Genomic DNA, 21,777 nt, shown 5'->3' with positions numbered 1-21,777 from the left:
ATCTATGAAATGGCTTGTGCTATTGGTCTTATTTTATTCCACAAAAATACCGCTCAGAATATCATTAGGGAAACCTTATGGTCTCTCCAACGGTATATTCCAAGCGGCGCTGTGCTAATATGAACACTCTATGAGATGTATATATTATTATTTCATTTTAACCACTGCTCACTTCTAATTCAGAGGTCTGTATATGACGCCTAGCTGATCCAATTCCTGTCCTGCTCTTCCATAAAATCCGGCAATGTACCACCCCGCTGGTGCCTCAAGTTTGATTTGTTCTGTGGTTTTTTGTCCGCCTTCAACTTTATTTCCAAGATTGGTGGACAACTCCACGTAAAAGATCCGTTTATCTCCATTACGTGTCCCCTGACCAATTGTTGCCTCGGTTAAGTACTCTCCGTCTGCCAAGTTCAGTGTGGCAATGTTGGATTGACCACCATGTACCAGGTTCGTTCCATCCCTGTACAGCGTTGAAATGCCGTCTACACGATTGCCCGAGTTAATCGCAACGGAGCTGGGTCTGGCATCGGGAATCTGATTCAGATCATTAAACCCAGTTCCTCCAGATCCTCCGATTGTTGAACTTAGTTGGTACTGAGAAGATGTGCTGTACACAAATTCCGCTATAATCGGATAATGATCGGAGAGTTGCTTCCCACTCGGATCAACAAATGTTTGATTTTCTAACCGATAGCTCTGTGCATTCAGAGACAACGCTTTACTTCCGCGATACAAAATTTTGTCCACGATCTCATAGTTGGGTCCATTTAAATTGCTTGCATCCATAAGGGCTTCTCCATCAGCGGGAATACTCCCACCTCGAATCAAATCGATCCACGGGTCTCTTAAACCATTCTCAGACATGAGTAGCTCTATATTGTCATCGGCACGGGTGTACCGTGTATTGGTATCCCCAAATACGATAACTGCGTTCCCGTCCGAGTGCTCCTTTATGTAATTGGAGAGTTGTCTGATATTATCTCGTCTGGCCTCAAGCGATTTATCATCGCTACCCGCGTCCGCATGCAAGTTGTACACGTCCACTTTCACCTGAGGTGTGATCTCATATGTAGCTGCTGTAAATCCTTTTGGAGTCAATTCATCACTTCCATTGTCAAAAAGACCAGATCGCTTATCCCAGGTAATACGTTTCAAGTCACGGAATGGATATTTGGACAGACTGTTCAACCCACTTCCAAAACCCGCAATTCCGCTTGTTGTCGTCAGATACGGCAGAGTGACTTGGGATATCAACTCGTTATGATAATTAAAATCCTCTTGCACATTAATGATGTCATAGTCATTTAATTTTGGGGAAATCTGAACGGTGTACTCCTTGGGGTTGGAACTGGATACCAGCTCCGGAAGGCCACCTACATTGTAACTAAGTACGTTGAATGAACCCGATACCGATCCACCTTCTGCAGCACTCGCCGTTGATAAAAATAACGGAGAGCTCGTAAAGGCAACAACAGCAGACAATACCAAGGCTGCTCCTTTTTTAACTATACTTCTTCGCATCATACCCCTCCTCATATTAGAATATATTCAAATATATGTAATATTTGTTAATGGTATAATAACGCTGGTCTATTCATTTGTAAATATACAAATTGAACTAAAGAATATTTCCGCTTGCCACTCCGATAACAGAATAACCTTCTGATCACTGTTATCCCCAGATTTTTTGAATAAAAATACCCCCTAGAGAGACTTTTTAAAAAGTCTGTTCTAGAGGGTATTCGATCACATAAAACGATATCTACCGCTTAACATCAGCAACTAGCTTCAGCTTTACGGCTTCGAAAGGCGCTGCATTGGATTAACCAATGGAACCTTCCATTTCGAACTTGATCAATCTATTCATCTCAACAGCGTATTCCATTGGCAATTCCTTCGTGAATGGCTCAATGAAGCCCATGATAATCATCTGTGTTGCTTCTGCATCAGTCAGACCACGGCTCATCAGGTAGAAGAGTTGATCCTCAGACACTTTGGATACTGTAGCTTCATGCTCCAGCATGATGTTATCATTCATGATTTCATTGTAAGGAATTGTATCTGATGTGGACTCATTATCGAGAATGAGTGTATCACACTTGATGTTGGATTTCGCGCCCTCAGCTTGACGCCCAAAGGAAGCCAAACCACGGTACGTTACTTTACCACCATGTTTACTGATGGATTTGGATACAATCGTAGATGTTGTATCCGGAGCCAAGTGGATCATTTTCGCACCTGCATCCTGATGCTGGTTTTTACCAGCTACAGCGATGGAGAGTACGGAACCTTTAGCTCCACGGCCTTTCAGTACAACCGCTGGATATTTCATCGTCAGTTTGGAACCGATGTTACCATCGACCCATTCCATCGTTGCATTTTCTTCAGCAACCGCACGTTTCGTAACGAGGTTGTAGATGTTTGGTGCCCAGTTTTGAATCGTTGTGTAACGAACACGAGCATTTTTCTTACAAATGATCTCAACAACCGCACTGTGCAGTGAGTTCGTGCTGTAGATTGGAGCTGTACATCCCTCTACATAGTGAACGAAGCTATCTTCGTCCGCAATGATGAGTGTACGCTCGAATTGTCCCATATTCTCGGAGTTAATCCGGAAGTAGGCTTGCAGAGGTACTTCACATTTAACGCCCTTAGGCACGTAGATGAAGCTTCCTCCAGACCATACCGCACTATTCAATGCAGCAAATTTATTATCTGCTGGTGGAATAACCGTTGCAAAATATTCACGCAGGATTTCCGGATGCTCTCTCAGAGCCGTGTCCGTATCCATGAAGATTACACCTTGGTCTTCCAATTCCTTTTGCATGTTGTGGTATACAACCTCGGACTCATACTGAGCCGATACACCTGCAAGGAACTTTTGCTCTGCTTCAGGGATACCCAATTTATCAAAGGTTTCCTTGATTTCGGAAGGAACTTCCTCCCATGTTTTACCTTGTTTCTCCGAAGCACGCACATAATACTGAATTTCATTGAAATCCAATCCGTCTAGATCTCCGCCCCATTTTGGCATTGGCATCTTTTCGAATTGTTTCAAAGATTTCAAACGGAATTCCAACATCCATTCCGGTTCATTCTTAATCTTGGAAATTTCGGTAACCACTTCTGCAGTCAGACCTTTACCGGTTTGAAAGATGGATTTGTGCTCGTCGCGAAAACCATATTTGTACTCTTCCATTTCTGGTGCTTTTTTAGCCATCTTGCTCTACCTCCCTATCGTTATTGTACTTTGTTCTCTTCGTCAATCCCTTTGCGTAATGCATTCCAGGCCAGAGTGGCACATTTGATGCGTGCAGGGAACTTGTTCACACCGGATAGGGCTTCGAGATCTTCATAATCGTCGAAATCGACTTCTTCACCTTTCATCAGTGAGGAAAAACGGTTAGCGATATCGAGTGCTTGTTCCATCGTTTTGCCTTTGACGGCCTCTGTCATCATCGATGCAGAGGACATGCTGATGGAGCAACCTTCACCCGTATATTTGGCTTCCTGGACGATTCCGTCTTTCAGCAAAATTTGCAGTGAAATCCGGTCGCCGCACGTTGGATTGTTCAAATTCACCGTGACAGCGTCATTATCAAATGTTCCGCGGTTACGCGGGTTTTTGTAGTGGTCCATTATAACACGTCTGTACAGATCATCAAGTTGCATCGCCAAAATACTCCTTTGTCTGGATTAAGGCGCTGACAAGCCGATCTACATCTTGTTCGTTATTGTATAGATAGAAGCTGGCACGAGCTGTTGAGCTAACTTCAAGCCAACGCATTAGCGGTTGACAGCAATGGTGTCCGGCACGAATGGCTACGCCACTCGCATCCAGCACAGTTGCCACATCATGCGGATGAACATCCCCCAGATTAAAGGTAACAACACCCACATGCCGCTTGGCTGGGCCATAGATGGTTAACCCATCGATCTCGGCCAGTCGTTCTGTTGCATAAGCTGCCAGCACACTCTCATGATGTGCGATCTCATCCATACCAATCTGCTCCAGAAAATCAATGGCAGCTCCCAACCCTACCGCACCTGCGATAATCGGGGTTCCACCTTCGAACTTCCAGGGAAGCTCTTTCCAGTTGGATTCGTACAGACCCACATCATCAATCATTTCGCCACCGAACTCAATGGGTTCCATGGACTCCAGCAGCGCCTTTTTGCCGTAGAGTGCACCGATTCCGGTTGGTCCGCACATTTTATGACCGGATAATGCATAGAAATCACAGTCCAGATCCTGAACGTCCACCTTCATGTGAGGTGTGCTTTGTGCGCCATCAACAACGATGACAGCACCATTGCGGTGTGCAATTTCAGCAATTTGTTTCACTGGATGGATCAGACCCATAACATTGGATACATAAGCGATTGCTACAATTTTAGTATTGTTCGTAATCGTCTTCTCAACATCAGCCAATTCAATATGGCCGTCAGGCTGAAGCGGAATGTATTTCAATGTTGCACCTGTCTCCTTGGCAACTTGCTGCCAAGGAATCAGATTACTATGGTGCTCCATTTGCGTGATAACAATTTCATCGCCTTCTTTGCAATTGGCGCGGGCGTACGATGAAGCCACCAGATTGAGGGCTGTCGTTGTACCGCGAGTAAAGATAATCTCCTGTGTACGGCGGGCATTGATAAACTTGGCTACCTTCTCACGTGCGCCTTCGTAAGCGTCCGTTGCACGGCTTCCAAGGGTATGAACACCTCGGTGTACGTTGGAGTTCTCATACTCATAATAATGTTTGACTGCTTCAATCACAGCATGAGGCTTCTGTGAAGTTGCAGCACTATCTAAATATACGAGCGGGTGTCCGTTAATTTCCTGGTGGAGGATCGGGAACTGCTCGCGAATGGACGGGTTCATTGTCCCAGCTTCTTCTCAATCAGGGACTGCAATTGGGTGCGCAGTGCTTCCAGAGGAATATCCGCCACCACCGGAGCCAGGAAGCCATAGATGATCAGGCGTTCGGCATCCGTACGGTTAATTCCGCGCGACATCAAGTAATGAATCTGCTCGGCATTGACTTGACCAACAGAAGCCGCGTGACCTGCTGTTACATCATCCTCGTCAATAAGAAGGATTGGGTTGGCGTCTCCACGTGCTTTAGGGCTCAGCATCAATACTTTCTCTGTCTGCTGTCCATCAGCTTTGGTAGCGCCTTTCTCAATCTTCGTGATGCCGTTGATGATTGCAGAAGCTTCTTCACGCATAACTGCACGTGTAATCATCTGGCTTGGTGTATTCTTGCCGAAGTGACGAGCTTCTGTGGTGTAGTTGATTTTCTGCGAACCGGAACCTACAGCGATGACTTTGGAATCAGAACTTGATCCATTGCCTTTCAGCACGGTCATCGTGTTGCTCGCTGTGTCGCCATTGTTCATTTCGCCTACAATCCACTCGATGGAAGCATCATTCTCCAACACTGCACGACGGAATGAAACATCAGTTACATTCACACTCAGTTGATGAACCGATGCGAAACGTACTTTAGCACCGGATTTTGCGAATACTTCCACAACACCATTATGGAAAACAGGTGCGGACAATTCGCCAGATACATAGTTATCAACATAAGTTACAGAACTGTTTGCTTCTACAACAACAAGCACGTGAGGTGCAAACGTTGCAGATGCGTCGTCCGTAAGCAACACTGCTTGCAGTGGTACTTCGATTTCGACATTTTTCGGAACATACAGGAAGACCCCGCCATTCCAAAGTGCCGCATGCAATGCAGCGAGGGAATGCTCATCCGCTTTCACTGCTGTGTTCAGATATTGTTTTACCAGATCGCCATGTTCGCGAACCGCTGTAGCCAGATCCGTGAAGATAACTCCTTTTGCTGCCAGATCAGCAGACACCTTGGAGTATACCGTACCGGAATTGCGCTGGATAACCAGACTGCCTTCAGCTTGATCCTGAACCAGATCTTTGATAGAAGCAGGTACTTCTGTCAAAGAAGAAATAGCTTCACTTGTTTTATATGTTCCGTACTCGCTGACATTCCAGCGTTCGATTTTTTGTTTTTCCAGTTTAGGAAGCGCAAGCCCGCTCGCAAGCTTTAAAGCTTCAAGCCGCTGTTCGGTCAACCAGCCGGGTTCATTGTTGCTTTCCGACAAGGCGCGAAGCGCTTCAGATTCAACCGGAAGAATTGTTTGTGTAGTCATTAATTAATCCTCCTCCGTTTTGTCTTTACGCTTCTTGGCCTACAGTTTCGTCTGTAATTCCCAGCTCTGCCTTTACCCAGTCATACCCTTCCGCTTCCAGACGGTGAGCCAATTCAGGTCCGCCGGATTTCACGATACGACCTTGCATCATTACGTGAACATAGTCAGGCGTAATGTAGTTCAACAGACGTTGGTAGTGAGTGATGATCAGGAAGCCACGGTCTTCGCTCTTCATAGCGTTCACACCGTCAGCCACGATTTTCAAAGCATCGATGTCCAGACCGGAGTCAATTTCATCAAGTACTACGATTTTCGGATCAAGCAGCATCATTTGCAGAATCTCGTTACGTTTTTTCTCACCACCGGAGAAACCTTCATTCAGGTAACGGTGAGCGAACTCAGGGTTCATGTCGAGTTCTTTCATTTTACCTTCCATTTGACGAATGAACTTGATCAGGGAGATCTCGTTACCTTCGCCACGACGTGCGTTAATTGCACTACGCAAGAAGTCGGAGTTTGTAACACCTGCAATTTCACTTGGGTATTGCATAGCCAGGAAGAGACCTGCACGTGCGCGCTCATCTACAGCCATATCCAATACATCTTCACCATCAAGTGTAATTTTACCGTCTGTTACTTCATATTTAGGGTGACCCATCAATGCAGAAGCCAGAGTGGATTTACCTGTTCCGTTTGGCCCCATGATTGCGTGGATTTCTCCACCTTTCATTTCCAGGTTGATGCCTTTCAGGATTTCCTTACCTTCGATCGTCGCTTTCAGACCTTCAATGACGAAATTCGTAGCCATGTGTATTGTTTCCCTCCATTGATTAAATTGATGTTAGTTGTCGAAAACGAAAAAGCGCCTATTATATCTGAACAGGGCTTCCCCTGAATTTCTCCTGTACTCGATTCTTAAAGCAAGAACACTTTAGAATAATTCTAAACTGATTCTCAATGATAATCAAGTCATTTCCTAAGAACCTTTGTCCATTGCATGAAACCTTATTCTTTCTGATTCTATAGTAAAAGACAAATTGAATCAAATCAGAAAACATCTTAAGCACAAATGCACAGTGAGAAAAATCACAGCAATTCAAGCTTTTATGTCATCTGCTGTACACTAATCTAAAAAAAGGACTCATCCATATTATGGACAAGTCCCTCCGTTAAATAACGTTACCATTTACAATTTGAGCATCTCGATAATCTTCTGTACCTGTTCGTCAAAATCCGCAACGTCCACCACCGGCGTCATTTCGCGCGGCACCGGACCATTCGGAATAGAAATCCATGAACGGCAACCATTATATTCAGGCAGTACGGGGATTTCCATCGGTTCTTTCAAAAGGTACACACGTAAAATCAATACATGGAGCGGATCTTTGCGTTTCCATTTCAAACGGTCTTCGGCAAAATCCGCTGTCCACATATGAAAGTCAAGAAGTCGATCCAGCATCTCCTGATCTCGTATCTCCAGATCCTGCGTTACTTCGGCATATGCAGTAATACGGATTGTCGAAGCTTCGGGCACCCATTCGGCCAGTGATTCTTCAACATAGGATTGATCCGAGGACTTAATCAGTTCTTTACGCTGATGTTCATAAGTCGGATACAGGTAAAACGCCGGACTTTTCAGCTCAAAATGTCGGGTTTCCTCTACAATCCCACCTTTGCGCATCACCATAATCTGGCGACCCGTTTCCAGCGCTTTGATTGCAGAAGCCCATTCTTTTAAAGCCGGTGTCGTTGGTTCTAACATAAGCGGTTCCCTCCCCAATCGTTCTTGTCAGCAGTATAGACGCTCAGGACATTTCTGACAACATGATCGGGGATCTGAAAGCTTACGCAAGAGACCCTCTTGTATTAGGCGAAATCTTGGCTATATTAACCCAGGAAAGAGCGAAGCATCCACATGTGTTTCTCCAGGTCAGCCTTAAAGCCTGTCAGCATATCGGATGTTGGTTGATCTTCAGCTGCATCTGCAACTTCGATACCTTCCTGATATTCATTCGAAAGTGTAGCGAAGTCCTCGATCAGGTTTTGCACCATTGTTTTTGCGTCTTCTCCGCCTGCTGCTTCCTGGATAGAGGAAAGCTCCAAATACTCTTTCATTGTAGCCGCCGGGCTACCTTTCAGCGTAAGGATACGCTCTGCGATTTCATCCATTTGTACTGTAACTTCGTTGTAGAACTCTTCGAATTTCACATGCAACGTGAAGAAGTTAGGTCCTTTAACGTACCAGTGATAGTTATGGATTTTAACATACAATACGTTCAGGTTAGCTACCTGACGATTAAGTACTTGTTCCACCGATTTTGCTTGATCTGTTTTGTTTTTTGTAGCCATATTAATCCCATCCTTTATTTAAAATTAGTCTGTCATGCCATGATAAGCAGGTTGTCCCGCAATGCATAACAGAGAGTTAATAATGTGTCACCACATGTAGTGGAGAGGCTTGTTAACGGCGTTTCTCTCAACCGTCCGGCCTATTTGTTTTTACCCTTGAACCGGAAGTTCGAATCAGGATCGACTTGACTTGTCTCAAAAAAAAGTTCAAAAACCGCGTTATTTCCGATATACTGACATATACCAAGCAAAGAAGTGGGTTTTCCTGTTTCTTCATATATATGGAGGTGGCACCTTTGTCCCAATATCGCCCGTTTACCCCCCAGGATGCAATTGAACTGGCCAAAACATTACCGGGTCCATTTGCGGCAGATGCGAATCTGGATTGTCACGAGATCGGCGATGGCAATCTGAATTTGGTATTCCACATCACGGATCAGAACTCCGATAAAAGTATCATTATCAAACAGGCGCTTCCTTATGCGAAAGTGGTTGGAGAATCATGGCCGCTCTCTCTGGTACGTGCCCGCATTGAACGTGAGATTCTGCAGGAAGAGTATCGTCTGTGTCCAGGGATGGTACCCGAAGTGTATCATTACGATGATGACCTCGCGTTAACGGTTATGGAAGATCTGAGTGATCATGTGATCATGCGTAAAGGCCTGATCGAAGGTGTTTCCTATCCTCTTTTTGCACAGCATATCGGGGAATTCATGGCAAGAACGTTGTTCTTCACATCAGACTTGGGCATGGATCAGCAATTGAAGAAGGAACAACAGGGCAGATTCATTAATCCGGACCAATGCAAAATAACGGAGGATCTGATCTTTGATGAACCCTACCGGATCGCTGAGAAAAATAATTATGATGTTTCCATTGAGGACGAGGCTGAAGCCCTCCGCACAGATGGAGAACTTCACCTTGAAGTGGCCTTACTGCGGGAAAAATTCCTAACACATGGGCAGGCATTGCTTCATGGAGATCTGCATACAGGCAGTATTTTTGTTACACCTGAATCAACCAAGGTCATCGATCCCGAATTTGCATATTACGGCCCCATGGGATTTGATGTCGGTGCAGTCCTTGCGAACCTGCTCTTGAATTACGCATCCCTGCCAGGATGGATTCAGGATGAGACTGCTTTGCGTGAGCGTGAGACGCTTTTGCTGAATATGGTTCGTGATGTATGGACTGAATTCGAATCTCGTTTCCGTGCCCTCTGGATTAATGACCTCGTTGATCCGATGGCAAAAACGCCAGGGTATCAGGATCTATATGTGCAACAATTGTTCAGAGATTCCATTGGCTTCGCAGGTGCCAAAATGGTTCGTCGTATCGTGGGACTCGCTCACGTGGCGGATATAGATACCATTCCAAATGCGACTGAACGTGAACATGCTCAGCGTAAATCATTGGCCATTGGTAAAGCATTGATCAAGAACAATCGTCGCTTGAATACCATCGGCGAAGTACTGGATATTGTATCCACAGCTGTTACTACTACTAAGGTTTAACATAAGGAACGGAGGAACCACCCATGACAACCCCTGAATATCAGCCTCTGTCCTCTCTCATCTGGAAAAAGGACAAGCTTGAAATGCTTGACCAGCGTCTGCTGCCCGAAACGATCCTCATGTTGAAATTGTATACACCCGAGGAAGTATGGGAATCCATCCACTCCATGAAAGTGCGCGGTGCTCCGGCGATTGGTATTGCTGCTGCATTTGGTGTTGTATTGGGTGCCAAATCATATGACGGAACAACCGTTCAAGGTTGGTTGGATCACGTAAAATCCATATGTGCTCATCTGGCTACTTCCCGACCAACAGCGGTGAACCTTTTCTGGGCACTGGATCGCATGATGCAAAGAGCAAATGTGGTCGTTGAATCCGGGCTCAGCCTGGAAGAGGGCAATGATGCTCTTGAAGTAGAAGCTCTGTTGATTCAGAAAGAAGACGAAGAAGTATGCCGCATGATCGGTGAGAATGCACTGCCATTGTTCGAAGATGGTATGGGTGTACTCACTCACTGTAATGCAGGTGGACTGGCTACTGCGAAATATGGTACGGCAACTGCTCCAATGTATCTCGCACAGGAACGTGGCATTCACCTGAAGGTATTTGCAGACGAAACTCGTCCCGTACTTCAAGGTGCACGCCTGACTGCATTTGAGTTACAGCAAGCCGGCATTGACGTTACGCTGCTCTGTGATAACATGGCAGGCATGGTGATGTCCAAAGGCTGGATTCAAGCCGTTATCGTCGGAACTGATCGTGTTGCTGCGAATGGCGATGTAGCTAACAAAATCGGAACATACAGCGTGGCTGTGCTTGCCAAAGCTCACAATATTCCGTTCTATGTAGCCAGCCCATTGTCGACTATCGACTTGTCCACTCCATCCGGGGACCTCATTCCGATTGAAGAACGCGCTGCGGAAGAAGTCACTGAAGGATTTGGTAAACGTACAGCACCGCAAGGTGTTAAGGTATACAATCCAGCATTTGATGTAACGCCTAACGAATATGTAACAGCTATTATCACGGAAAAAGGCGTTGTTCGCGCACCTTTCCAAGAAAATCTGGCTGCCTTGTTCGCGAAGGAAGAAGCTTAATTTAATAGAAAGCGTTCGTGTGTATAGAGGTGGGAGCTACGATGTGCCAGGCTCTGTATTACGGCGTTAAATAAGGGCTTCCCATAGGGAGCCCTTTTGTTAGTGCTTAGATCATTTTCAACAAAGCCTCTACACCCGTCATGCCAACCGTAATGCCCATGGCCTCGGCTTCTGTTGTCACCGACTCCATAGGTGCATGCAACAATTGCTCCAGTGTACGCACACCAACCGCCCGAGCTGCAATAATTTTGCGATCCCCGAGCTTCTCATTAAGTAATCCCACGTCGAGTGCTCCGCACATGATATATCCTTTGGATGTGTTAATGGTCAGCAACGTTGTTTTGGGTAGCTTGACTTCTACCCCAACTAATACATGTTCTCCAACTACAATAGGCTCCATCGTCACCATAATTTCCCGATCCACCTCCTCTTCCACAGGTCACGATAATTGTATGCCTCATTCTGGATTGTCGTGTGGACACCTGCCGTGTTTGAGAAAATGTAGGTACTTACAGTTCAGACAGTGTTTGTCATGATACATTATAGAAGAATATGGAGGAATTGATATTTTGACTGCCAAGTATTACCTAAAAGTGGGAATGAGCATGATTATCGGACTATAAAATGGCTCAAAATGAATGGGGAAATTTCATAGGGAAATATCCAAACTTTAAAGAAACAGTGAACCGGCGAGATCTGTATCCTCCATTTGAGAGAGCGGTGCCTTTCGTGAAAAACTCCTGAAGCAAGCCATTCAGATTTTCATTGGATGCCCGCGGCCAGAGGACTAGGAGGAAGCAAAATAAACCCTGAGGTTTAACTGTAACCTCTAAATAATAAGACTTGATATCGTACAGCATGATCAATCATTTTTTGATGATAGTATAAATTTAAATTATACAAGGGGAGCACTCCCCCCCTTGCGCATCACCATACCAAAAATTTTAACTATGATTAATACTTCACCCAACCATTGGTGGCATTCATATTTTTTTTAGTAGAAGTTGTATAGTAATACTTATTAGACGGTGTTGAAGCTTTAATGTTAATTCCTAATGTATCACTAACAAAACCTAAAGATGCGGTTGCTCGCATAGTCCAAGTCCCTGTGGCATTAAAGTATCCCTCTGAAATGTACCCCGGACTATTATTTGATGTCTCACTTAGAGTGAATCCTGGATTCCGATTTAGATGTCCTTGGATTACTTGAAGAGGCTTAACAGCTGCATTTCCATTGTGCTCCCAACTAACTGTCAAAGTTATTGTGGATGTATCTACACCAAATATGCTCAATTTCTCTGACCTGCTCACCGATGCCGCTTGATTAGCTCTAGCCGCAAAAGCGCCAGCTGATAATTGATTTGCTTGAACTTGATCAGTAGAACTGGACTCTATTTCAATTGGTATTTCTTGATTAGAGCTTTTATACGATGAAGTTTCGTTACCAGACAACATTTCGCTCATTGCATTTACATATTCTTCTGAAAAAATAAAACTTAAGAAAGCTTTTTGTTTAGTTGTGGGTAAACTATTAAACTGCTCTAATGTCTGAGTAGCTCCAGTATCCCCATCATTAATAAGTTGTATCAAATACTCTGTATATTGCTCAGGTGTATATACTTCAGGTTCAGGAGTATCTTTCGCAGATGCCATGGATGCAAATATCGTTGTTACTAGAATTAGTGCAAGAGCACTCTTTGAGAATTTCCTTAACATTGAATCATTTCCTCCCATTTGGTTAATATATTAGTATTGGCATGGTCATTTATATATGTTACCATTAATTAGGTGATTTGAAACATTTATACCAAATTATCATCAAGAAGGTGGAGGATAATATGAAAAAATATACCCTACTATGGGCCGTTCTTGCTGTCATAGTAATACTAGCAATTATGTACATCTTTACTGATATAGCTTGAAAAAGAGATCATTGAATTTATTTCTCTCAAATGTCCTCCTCACGCTTTCAAGGACATTTATAAAAAGGATAATTGCAGTTGATTTATTTATTAAAAAAATGATTCCTGTGGTTATACCCATAGTAAGCTCAACTCGGATTTAAAAGTATACATTCGTTGTTACTTTTGAGTCCGATTACTTTCAGGTAGATTTCATAAAGTTAACAAAAGAATACCTGTTCTCAGATTAACACTAGAGTTTCAATATTTATATAAGACGAATCTCGTTGGTTAAGATTGTCGTGAGATAATTAAAGTTCTCCGTCACAATGACGGTGACTAGCACCTATATTAGAAATTGAAAGAGGTCGTTTTTAAGCAAAAACATAAACTTAATCTGCAATTATGCAGTAAACTTAGTAGTCCTATACTCGGTTTAATTTAACAGGTAGTATGTTGAACATACATGCTTTTTAGGTACACTAATCATATTTGAGCCGTGAAAACTGTATGTCATTGTGTCCAGCCTACCTTAAAACATTTGCTCATCATTCTTTAATCGTCTTATCTCCATTAACTCTCTTCTAATCCCCAGTACACGTCTATGAAGTACACTTCGATCTATTGATTCAGCTACCGACTTTTTGAACTGGACATCCATATCACTTAATTGCTCCTGAGCTAGTTTCTTTTTATGTATTGGTTTAACTAGAACTTTTGTAGTTTCAGGCTTGATAGGCTTCAATCTTTTCTGCTTCATAATCTGTTCAAATACACTGTCCCCTTGATGCATGGTCTTCATTCCTTAATGTGTGATGAACACATTGTATCATAACGAGAAGACGACTGTTACACAATAAAGTACAGATGCTTAGGGATGGACATGAGCCTAAACGTAAAAAAAAAGAGGGCCAACGCCCTCTTTGATGATGTACTCATTTTATAAAATGTAAAAATACGCTTGATTTCCTGGACTCTTCACAATTACTGTGGTCACTAAATCACCGGCATCCCGTTTACGGATACTTGTGATCGAATCTAACTCTACATTCGCAATAACTCTTGGTAAGACATACGCGGCCAGATCAGGCTTGGAAATTGTCACTTCAGTAGCCATATCGACAATCTGTCTCACATCTACTGTAGACTGCATATCCTTCCAATCTCGCACCTGAAGATAGCTATCCAAGTATTCTCTTTCCTTGATACTAATGTGTGCATCCAAAACATCCATATACTTGACCTCAATGCTGGAAAGCACATAAGGTCTTGAAATATATAATTGCCCAAGCTGTTCTTCCAAATAAGGAATCTCAAGACTGCCTGCCCTCTCATCATGATTTAATGCTCTGACTTGAAGAACACTATTCAGATCAGGCTTATTAACCTTAATTTCTGAAATCATGGGTGAATTACCATCGTACATGACCGTAAGCAAAGACCCCAACGTTGAAGTTGCTTTTATATAATTGGAGACTTCCAATGAAGCATGAAGATCAGGTATGGATACAATTAAACTCGTATCCCGTCCATCATCGAGCAGCTGTGATATCGTTAACCTACTGACTAGAGACATTTGTCTATCTACCGTAATGACTGAAGGCAAGTCAGGATGAGACACTGCGATTTCTACAGTTTTTTCGTCGTCTAGACCTGTTCTAACGGCAAGATTACCGTCTGTATCCTTAGTTGTTCGTATAGCAGTAATGAACTGCGCATGAAGCTCGGGCTTAGAAATAGAAACCCATGTTTCCTTCTCTTCTGTCCTACTTTCAGCAATAGAAATGTTCGAACCTAGTTCTGCATCTATACGTTTAGCTATTGTCAGATCTACATCCAGGTACGGACGGCTGACCGCGATTACTTGAGGTATATCATGATGCATGTGATCCTCATAACGGTGGACGTACAACTGAGATTTGAGCCAGTCCAGCCCAATATCACTGTGTACAACTAACGTTGAAGCCATATCCTTGCGACCTGCACCATAAATAAAAACTTCACTTTCAATTTCGGTTCGACCGATGGAATAGATTTGAGAAGTGATATATTTGATCTGCAAAACAGGTGGTTTGGAAGACTCACGAGTGTTGAAATAAATCGGCGTGTTGCCGCTAGACTGAATAATCATTCCAACATTTGAAAGATTGCCTTCTCTCCACATTTGAAGTAATACCATCATATCAAACTCAACATAACGTTCAGTCGTATTCAGGATATAACTGGACGATAAGAGCTGAATGGAATGAGGTCTGTTCGCATACGTAATCCCGTACTCACGCCACAACGTATCCGGCTGATGCAGCTCAATGAGTGCTCCAGGTGCCAAGGTTCCTGTGTAATATAACCTCAATTTAGCGTCTTCCAGATATAACAGATCAGGTATTCTAGTATCCAAATCACCGAAATGTATAAACGATTCGAATTGCTCTATCTCGTCTCTACCGATCATCATACGCTGTGTATCACCAAAGTTGAGCGTCTGCAGGTGAGTTTGGCTTCGTGTGGTCGCATCAGCAACAGGCTTAAGATTAACAGTTACACGCGGTGCTTCCAGTAATTCATATTTGCCGTGTGCACGGTTATGTGGGCGAACGTACAACATGCCTTCAAGATCAACTTTGGATGCCGCTTGAATGGTTGCACCCAGATCTCCTTGCGATCTGTACATCACCGATAGCGAATTGCTCAATTCCTGTGACCGTCTGACACGTACGGATACACTAGAGACGATCTCGGACACTTTTCTTGTAGCAGCTATTAGGGTTGAAAACAGTTCTTCATCCACCTGATTGTACAGGATATACTTTGCTGTAAAACGATTTTCCGGACTTTTAATATGTATATAACTATCTAATAGAGTCTCCCCGTTATTAATTCCACTCACTTCCTGTCTCATTGTATTGAGAGCTACACCCGGTCTGCTGTGACCTTCATTTCAAAATTGCCATTAGGATTCGGCTTGGCATGAATATCCGTTGCGATACGAATATAAAAATCGATGCTATCCTCCGGTTGAATCAGACCATAGGTCAGATAATCGATCGGAAGAAACGGGTCGGCCTGTCTGGATAATTGGACTTCAACATCATCCGTTTCGAATTTCTTATCCATCTCCAGGTAAACATGATCCACAGCATAACCAAGCAAGTTTTTGATTCTGACTTTCTTTGTTAACGTCGTCTGTCCGGCAATGATCACCCCATAATCAAGTTGTTTCAAAATACCACCAAAGGTATCTGAAAGAAAATCTCCAGACTCGTCCATAAACATTAATCCTGAATACGATCCGATAAACTTGATTTCCCGGGAGTCCACGGCACCCCAATAATCCTGAAATTCAACCTTCAATGTATTCTCTACGCCAAAATTAACATTTCTCTCGTCAATATTGAGTTCAATATTGAATGGAGATGCTGCTAGTCGTGTAAAATTGCCATCCGCCGGATAATACGTTTTACCGTTCAACAAGACGCGGTATTTAACCTTGCCTTGATCTGCATCATCCAGCACACCTGTAAGTTTGTTACCAGAGAAGGTCAGGTCGATTGTGGCTGTGGTGTTTAACAGTTGCAGTGACATATCTCTAAACTCCACTGCATGTCGCGGTGCATCAACGACCATCTTCACTTCGTCCAGCGAATAGCTGTTTTCATAGTGCTTACTGCTATCGAAGTAGTAGGCAATTCGAGTTAGAGCTATTAGATCCTTTTCAGGGATGGCATTGAGTGTGTCCAGGTTCATTCCTTTTCTTTTGAATAACGTTGTATCCTGGATATCCAGATCAAGCCACTTGTTGAAACGGTATGTCTTCCATGTGAGCCCTGAGTCGAACGAAGCAACCATTCTTAATATACCTTCCGGACTGTTCTCCGTTACTTTCGTAGCGACAACCTTTTTCACGTCTCCATATAACGCTATGTCTGTTGGTTGCACAATTAATTGCTCAAACGGTAGCGCGTTATACGTCAGCATCATGTCCCGATTCCCTGTAATAACCTCTTCATCATTCGTCCACGTAACCACGTCAAAATCTCCCTCAAGTTCATCCAATGGGGAGTAGTTAGCCGTGATATTTAGTTCCGCTGACGTTTTGGATGGATCGTCTGTGTAGTATAGAACATCCACACTGTCACCCAACTCGTCGTAGAGGGTAAACGGTTCGGTTTCAATTGTAATTGTTGATTCGGTTTGATTTGGGTCATCGGTGTATTCAATGATTTTGATCTCTTTGTCTTCCCATTCTTCGGCTAGGGTGAAGGGATCGGTTTCGATTGTAACCACTGATTCTGTTGCCGTTGGATCATCAGTATAATTAAGTACTTCGATATCCTTGTCTGCCCACTCTTCTTCAAGAGTAAAAGGATTGGTTTCGATGTTGAAGAATGCTTCTGTTTTTGTGATGTCATCCGTATAGTAGCATAGTTCCACTTCTCCTTGAAGTTGTGACCATGCGGATTCAGGTATGATAGAGATGTCTTTAATGCCATTATTCAAATACTGCTGTTCTGTAGGTGAGTCTAAACTGACTATACTCCAAGTATTATTATCAAATGACTTATATCCTTGATTATCTTTTACAAGTGTACTTTTGAAGATTAGTTCAATATCAACAGAAAACACTTTTGACGCTCCATTAGCTGTGTTGGAAGCAATAAGTCTATAGTCTACATCATCAGTACTAAAATAAATGTTATACGACTTACCAAACGTAGTATTAGACCAGTCAGTTAATTCAAGTGCGAAAGATCCACTGTATTCGAATTTGAAAATATAATATCCTTTTCCACCTCCATTATAGTATGGAGGTTCGGAGGTACTCGTAAATAACAAGCCCATATTTGCTACCCTTTGATCCATATTATGACTATATATATTACTCAAATCTAATGGGAGATATTGACCAGAAGATTTAGATTTGAGTTTTACATTCCAAACCAATCCTATACCGCCTTTGTTTAAAGCTTCAGTCTTAATGTAAAAAGCCATTACTTCATCTCCTTTCTAAATTCTAAATCAAACAATCATTTTACATAACTATGTGATTGATGCTTTCTTGATTGGTATTTTTGATGTATCTATTTTTTGCTTGAATACTTTTCCCGAACCTAATATGCTAGTGTTGCTGTTCTGAAAAGAACGTTCACTTAACTCGAAATGCATATCAATTTCATCTCTCACGTTATGCCCATAACTCAACAAATTTGATTCTGACATAGTATCTAAAAACTTCATTTTTGGTTGTTCTAATATTTCGTACATTAACAATTCTGCAACCTGTATTAAACTACCGCCATTATTACTAGTTATATTAATTCTATATATCTTAAAACTGGCTGTATTTTTGAATGAGAAGCTTCTAACCTCTCCAACTGTCCAATTCGTCTGATTTTCTTGCTCATCTAAAATCGTCCAATTTACCCCATCATTCGAACCTTCAAATGTCCATGATTTAGAATTGTTCTCAGCGGTATATCCAAGCAATGAATACTTCCCAATAACTCTAGACTGAGTAAACTCATACTGTAAAGTTATTGGAAAAGATGCTGTTGCATACCATGTCCCACCAATATCTCCGTCAAATGCTCTATAAGGAAATGATGGGTTATTCGTGTTACTTGCACTTGCGATACCAGAAGGAGCAGTATTAGATGTCATCTTTGGAATGACAGTATTGTCGCTATATTTTAAGATGGAAACTGAATAATACTTATCTTCTGATGAAATCAAGAATTTATTAACATAGCCGACCCCAAACATTTTCAATTCATTTATTACAACTTGCGCCCCCCCATTGTTAGCTGACCAGTTTAACCTATATGTTTTGTAACTTTTAACTTTCTTGTATTCAATAATATATTCTTTATCTGTATTTGCAGTTGTCCATATTTGATTAGATTGTGTATCGAGAACAGTCCAACTAACACCATCATTAGACCCTTCAAAAGTCCAGTTTTTAGGCATGTGGGGGAAATAAGTTGCAGATAAACTTCTAACAATGTATTTTCCAATTCTAGCAGAGTTCACAAATTCATATCCAAGATGTCCAACACTACCATTCCCACTCATGAATCCATAGGTATCAGAATTATCGAATGCCATAAACGCACCATTCAGATTAAAACTACTTGCAAAAGCCTTGCCGCTTGGAGCGGTATCTGATGTCATTTTGGGTATTAAATTTTCTGTGTAATTCATCTAGTTATCCTTCCCCTCTCAAAAAAGAAGAAATAGAACACGCCATTTAGATGTGCCCTATTTCTTTACCCTAATATAATTTTTTTTGCTCTATGCTTTGACCTATCGATTTTTTGCCTGAAGAGTTTGCCTGATCCTAGTGCTGTATTCTGATTAACAATAAACTTCTTAATGGCAATAAAGTCTTCCAATTTAATCTCCAGTGCCTTGTTCATACCATGCCCTAAATAAATAGCTTCTGACACTGGCATTTCATACATCTTCATACTTCTCTCCATCATTTTTACTTGAGCGATAGCAAGATATACTGTATTACCGTTATTGCTAGAGACATTGATTCTGTATGATTTATACGCTTTGGCGTTTTTAAACTCAAACGTTCTCACCTCAGTGTAAAATACCCAGTTTGTCTGATTGACTCTTTTGTCTAAAACAGTCCAATTTAATCCGTCATCGCTTCCCTCAAAAGTCCAGTCTTTAGGTTGTGCTCCATTAGAAAATCCTGATGCTGTCATAGAGTAAACATTAATAACACGAGGTTCGTTGAAGTCATATCTTAGCCACCCTGTTACTTCTCCCTGCCTTCCAACCCAATACAGTGTACTTGTGCCACTAAATGATTGCCATGGCTGGAAATCAGTTGCGGTATAATAGCCACTTGCACTTGCAACTCCAGATGGTGCATTATTAGATGTCATGACAGGGATGAGGTTTTTTGTTGGATCAGTTGTTTCGAAGCTGTAATACTTATCTTCAGATGAAATCAAGAATTTATCATAATAAACCAACTCAAACATATCAATCTCACTCAATTGAATCCTTTCGGTGTCATCTTTCGTGGTCACTATATTGAGTCTATAAAACTTATATTTAATGTTGTTCGAAAATACATACTCCTGAATCAAGCCTGATGTCCAATTTGTGATGTTTGTTCGACTATCTAAAACACTCCAATTCTGATTGTCATCACTTCCTTCGAATGTCCATTGTTTTGGTGCGCCATTAATTGTACCTGTCGCTCTTAGAGAGTATTTGGAAATTACAATTGGTAAATCAAACTCATATTTAGCCCAACCACTCTTAAATTGTGCTTGCCAATAGGTTCCTGTATTTTTATCGAATACTCTATAGGCAAGGTTTAAGTAATTATCAGCAAATGTGCTCACACTAGCTTTTCCATTTGACCCTGTGTTAGATGTCATTGACGAAGGAAGCGCACTACTATCTTTTATATACCCCATACAACCATCTCCTTCCAAAAACAAAATAGAACATACCATATAGATGTGTTCCTCATAAATTTAGCCAAGCGTAATTTTATCTACTCGGCGTTTTGACATATCAACTGTGTGTTCAAAGGTTTTGCCTGAGCCAAGCACAGTATTTCCTTTTTTTAAATTTTTCTTTGTTTTTAAAATTTGATTGAAATCATTTAAATCTCCTACACCACGATTCAAAAAATCTGTTTCGGTTTCGGACTCCATTTGAACTAGATAAGATGGTTTCATTTCAAACATTTGAAGTTCATAGATACATGGTAAAGTTACACCATTGCTGAGCACAGTAATATAGAGCCTATAATAAATATAAGATTTTCTATTCGGAATAACATAATCTAATACACCACTAGCTCCTCCAACAATTGAGTGAAGAGTGTCATAGTTAACACCATCATTACTTCCTTGAAATTCATAGTTACGAGGATAATAAGTTGTGTTTGTAACATAAAGCCTGTACTTTACTATCAATTTTGGTTTTATGAATTTATATCCTATCCACTTTGGCATAGTAGTAGGTAGAGTGTTGTTCCCCCATCCATTAGTTAAACCTCCATCGAATGATTCCCATCCGATAGTAAAACTTCCATTAGGCGTGTTACTAACAAGCACCTCACCTTCTGGAGTTGTATTGCTAGTCATTTTAGGTATAGAGGTTGTTTCTTGAATTCCATCGTTTAGAACGGAATAATACTTACCGCCTGACGAAAGTAAGATTTTATTTGAATAAATAACTTCAAACATTTCGATTTCTTCAACTATTATATATTTCTGACTAACCACACTAGAAATGTTGACTCTATAGCTTGTGTATGATTTATTATTCGACAATGTGAAGACTCTTCTTATGCTCATTCCAGTTCCCCACACTGATTCATTGATTTTAGTGTCTAAAATGTCCCATGTAACTCCATCATTAGAGCCTTCAAATGTCCAGCTTTTTGGAGAAAAAGACTGATCGTAAGATCGAATCGAATACATTTGAACCTGTTTACTCGTTGGGAAGGTGTAGCTTATCCAAGCTGATGTAATATTATCGGAAGTAGCCCAAGAGTTGGCAATTTCATACGCACTGTCAAATGCTCTCCACGCTACATAGGTGGAATCTCGATTGTTGCTGGTTTTAACAAGACCAGATGGTGCAGTGTATGATGTCATTTTAGGGATTAAATTTTCACTGTAATATACATGTACCATTTAACCATCTCCTTTCTAATCAAAATCATTGTTCCCCAAACAAAAAGAAGTAGAGCAT

The 21,777-nt window shown here is 41.9% G+C and carries 18 protein-coding genes; 2 read left to right on the top strand and 16 right to left on the bottom strand.

Annotation, left to right across the window (positions count from 1 at the left end; genetic code table 11):
- Nucleotides 1-174: 174 nt before the first annotated feature.
- The 8 genes from AC1DE7_RS03065 to AC1DE7_RS03030 form a co-directional block, all read right to left on the bottom strand.
- Nucleotides 175-1,524, bottom strand: coding sequence for a jacalin-like lectin (locus tag AC1DE7_RS03065; protein ID WP_477533720.1), 1,350 nt, complete (start codon nucleotides 1,522-1,524; stop codon nucleotides 175-177).
- Nucleotides 1,525-1,825: 301 nt separating this feature from the next.
- Nucleotides 1,826-3,223 carry a Fe-S cluster assembly protein SufB gene (sufB, locus tag AC1DE7_RS03060; RefSeq protein WP_036669904.1) on the bottom strand — a complete coding sequence of 466 codons (1,398 nt, stop codon included), beginning with the start codon at nucleotides 3,221-3,223 and terminating at the stop codon, nucleotides 1,826-1,828.
- A gap of 20 nt (nucleotides 3,224-3,243) precedes the next feature.
- Nucleotides 3,244-3,675, bottom strand: a complete 432-nt coding sequence (sufU, locus tag AC1DE7_RS03055; RefSeq protein WP_017689537.1) for a Fe-S cluster assembly sulfur transfer protein SufU — start codon at nucleotides 3,673-3,675, stop codon at nucleotides 3,244-3,246.
- Nucleotides 3,665-4,885, bottom strand: coding sequence for a cysteine desulfurase (locus tag AC1DE7_RS03050; protein WP_017689538.1), 1,221 nt, complete (start codon nucleotides 4,883-4,885; stop codon nucleotides 3,665-3,667). Before AC1DE7_RS03050 ends, sufU begins: the two co-directional genes overlap by 11 nt.
- Nucleotides 4,882-6,186, bottom strand: a complete 1,305-nt coding sequence (sufD, locus tag AC1DE7_RS03045) for a Fe-S cluster assembly protein SufD (RefSeq protein ID WP_237176150.1) — start codon at nucleotides 6,184-6,186, stop codon at nucleotides 4,882-4,884. Before sufD ends, AC1DE7_RS03050 begins: the two co-directional genes overlap by 4 nt.
- A 25-nt stretch (nucleotides 6,187-6,211) precedes the next feature.
- A complete protein-coding gene (sufC, locus tag AC1DE7_RS03040; RefSeq protein WP_036609931.1) occupies nucleotides 6,212-6,994 on the bottom strand; it encodes a Fe-S cluster assembly ATPase SufC in 783 nt (260 codons plus the stop codon).
- A 378-nt stretch (nucleotides 6,995-7,372) separates the two neighbouring features.
- Nucleotides 7,373-7,948, bottom strand: a complete 576-nt coding sequence (locus AC1DE7_RS03035) for a DUF1802 family protein (RefSeq protein WP_477533719.1) — start codon at nucleotides 7,946-7,948, stop codon at nucleotides 7,373-7,375.
- Between the two features lie 125 nt (nucleotides 7,949-8,073).
- Nucleotides 8,074-8,535 carry a Dps family protein gene (locus AC1DE7_RS03030; protein ID WP_017689542.1) on the bottom strand — a complete coding sequence of 154 codons (462 nt, stop codon included), beginning with the start codon at nucleotides 8,533-8,535 and terminating at the stop codon, nucleotides 8,074-8,076.
- Between the two features lie 296 nt (nucleotides 8,536-8,831).
- Between AC1DE7_RS03030 and mtnK the strand changes: the two genes are divergently transcribed.
- Nucleotides 8,832-10,049 (top strand): S-methyl-5-thioribose kinase, encoded by a 1,218-nt coding sequence (gene mtnK / locus AC1DE7_RS03025; protein ID WP_477533718.1) that lies wholly within the window; start codon nucleotides 8,832-8,834, stop codon nucleotides 10,047-10,049.
- A 23-nt stretch (nucleotides 10,050-10,072) separates the two neighbouring features.
- Nucleotides 10,073-11,146 (top strand): S-methyl-5-thioribose-1-phosphate isomerase, encoded by a 1,074-nt coding sequence (mtnA, locus tag AC1DE7_RS03020; RefSeq protein WP_282322085.1) that lies wholly within the window; start codon nucleotides 10,073-10,075, stop codon nucleotides 11,144-11,146.
- A gap of 106 nt (nucleotides 11,147-11,252) precedes the next feature.
- Here mtnA and AC1DE7_RS03015 read toward each other — a convergent pair whose 3' ends face one another.
- The 8 genes from AC1DE7_RS03015 to AC1DE7_RS02980 all read right to left on the bottom strand — a co-directional run bounded on the left by AC1DE7_RS03015 (nucleotide 11,253) and on the right by AC1DE7_RS02980 (nucleotide 21,719).
- Nucleotides 11,253-11,555 (bottom strand): YunC family protein, encoded by a 303-nt coding sequence (locus tag AC1DE7_RS03015; protein ID WP_017689545.1) that lies wholly within the window; start codon nucleotides 11,553-11,555, stop codon nucleotides 11,253-11,255.
- A gap of 545 nt (nucleotides 11,556-12,100) precedes the next feature.
- Nucleotides 12,101-12,862: a hypothetical protein gene (locus AC1DE7_RS03010; protein WP_076318347.1), complete on the bottom strand. Its 762-nt coding sequence runs from the start codon at nucleotides 12,860-12,862 to the stop codon at nucleotides 12,101-12,103.
- A gap of 717 nt (nucleotides 12,863-13,579) precedes the next feature.
- Nucleotides 13,580-13,849 carry a hypothetical protein gene (locus tag AC1DE7_RS03005; RefSeq protein ID WP_164783120.1) on the bottom strand — a complete coding sequence of 90 codons (270 nt, stop codon included), beginning with the start codon at nucleotides 13,847-13,849 and terminating at the stop codon, nucleotides 13,580-13,582.
- A 138-nt stretch (nucleotides 13,850-13,987) separates the two neighbouring features.
- Nucleotides 13,988-15,946, bottom strand: coding sequence for a DNRLRE domain-containing protein (locus tag AC1DE7_RS03000; protein WP_477533717.1), 1,959 nt, complete (start codon nucleotides 15,944-15,946; stop codon nucleotides 13,988-13,990).
- Between the two features lie 11 nt (nucleotides 15,947-15,957).
- Nucleotides 15,958-17,907 carry a hypothetical protein gene (locus tag AC1DE7_RS02995; RefSeq protein WP_477533716.1) on the bottom strand — a complete coding sequence of 650 codons (1,950 nt, stop codon included), beginning with the start codon at nucleotides 17,905-17,907 and terminating at the stop codon, nucleotides 15,958-15,960.
- Nucleotides 17,908-18,084: 177 nt separating this feature from the next.
- Nucleotides 18,085-19,245, bottom strand: a complete 1,161-nt coding sequence (locus AC1DE7_RS02990) for a discoidin domain-containing protein (RefSeq protein ID WP_477533715.1) — start codon at nucleotides 19,243-19,245, stop codon at nucleotides 18,085-18,087.
- 65 nt (nucleotides 19,246-19,310) lie between these two features.
- Complete coding sequence (locus AC1DE7_RS02985) at nucleotides 19,311-20,486, bottom strand: discoidin domain-containing protein (RefSeq protein ID WP_477533714.1); 1,176 nt, start codon at nucleotides 20,484-20,486, stop codon at nucleotides 19,311-19,313.
- Nucleotides 20,487-20,546: 60 nt separating this feature from the next.
- Nucleotides 20,547-21,719, bottom strand: a complete 1,173-nt coding sequence (locus tag AC1DE7_RS02980) for a hypothetical protein (RefSeq protein WP_338708254.1) — start codon at nucleotides 21,717-21,719, stop codon at nucleotides 20,547-20,549.
- Nucleotides 21,720-21,777 lie beyond the last annotated feature (58 nt).

This window comes from Paenibacillus sp. 10L310, from assembly GCF_056395745.1.
Note: the sequence above shows the minus strand (reverse complement) of the source record. Positions and strands in the feature narration are given on the sequence as shown.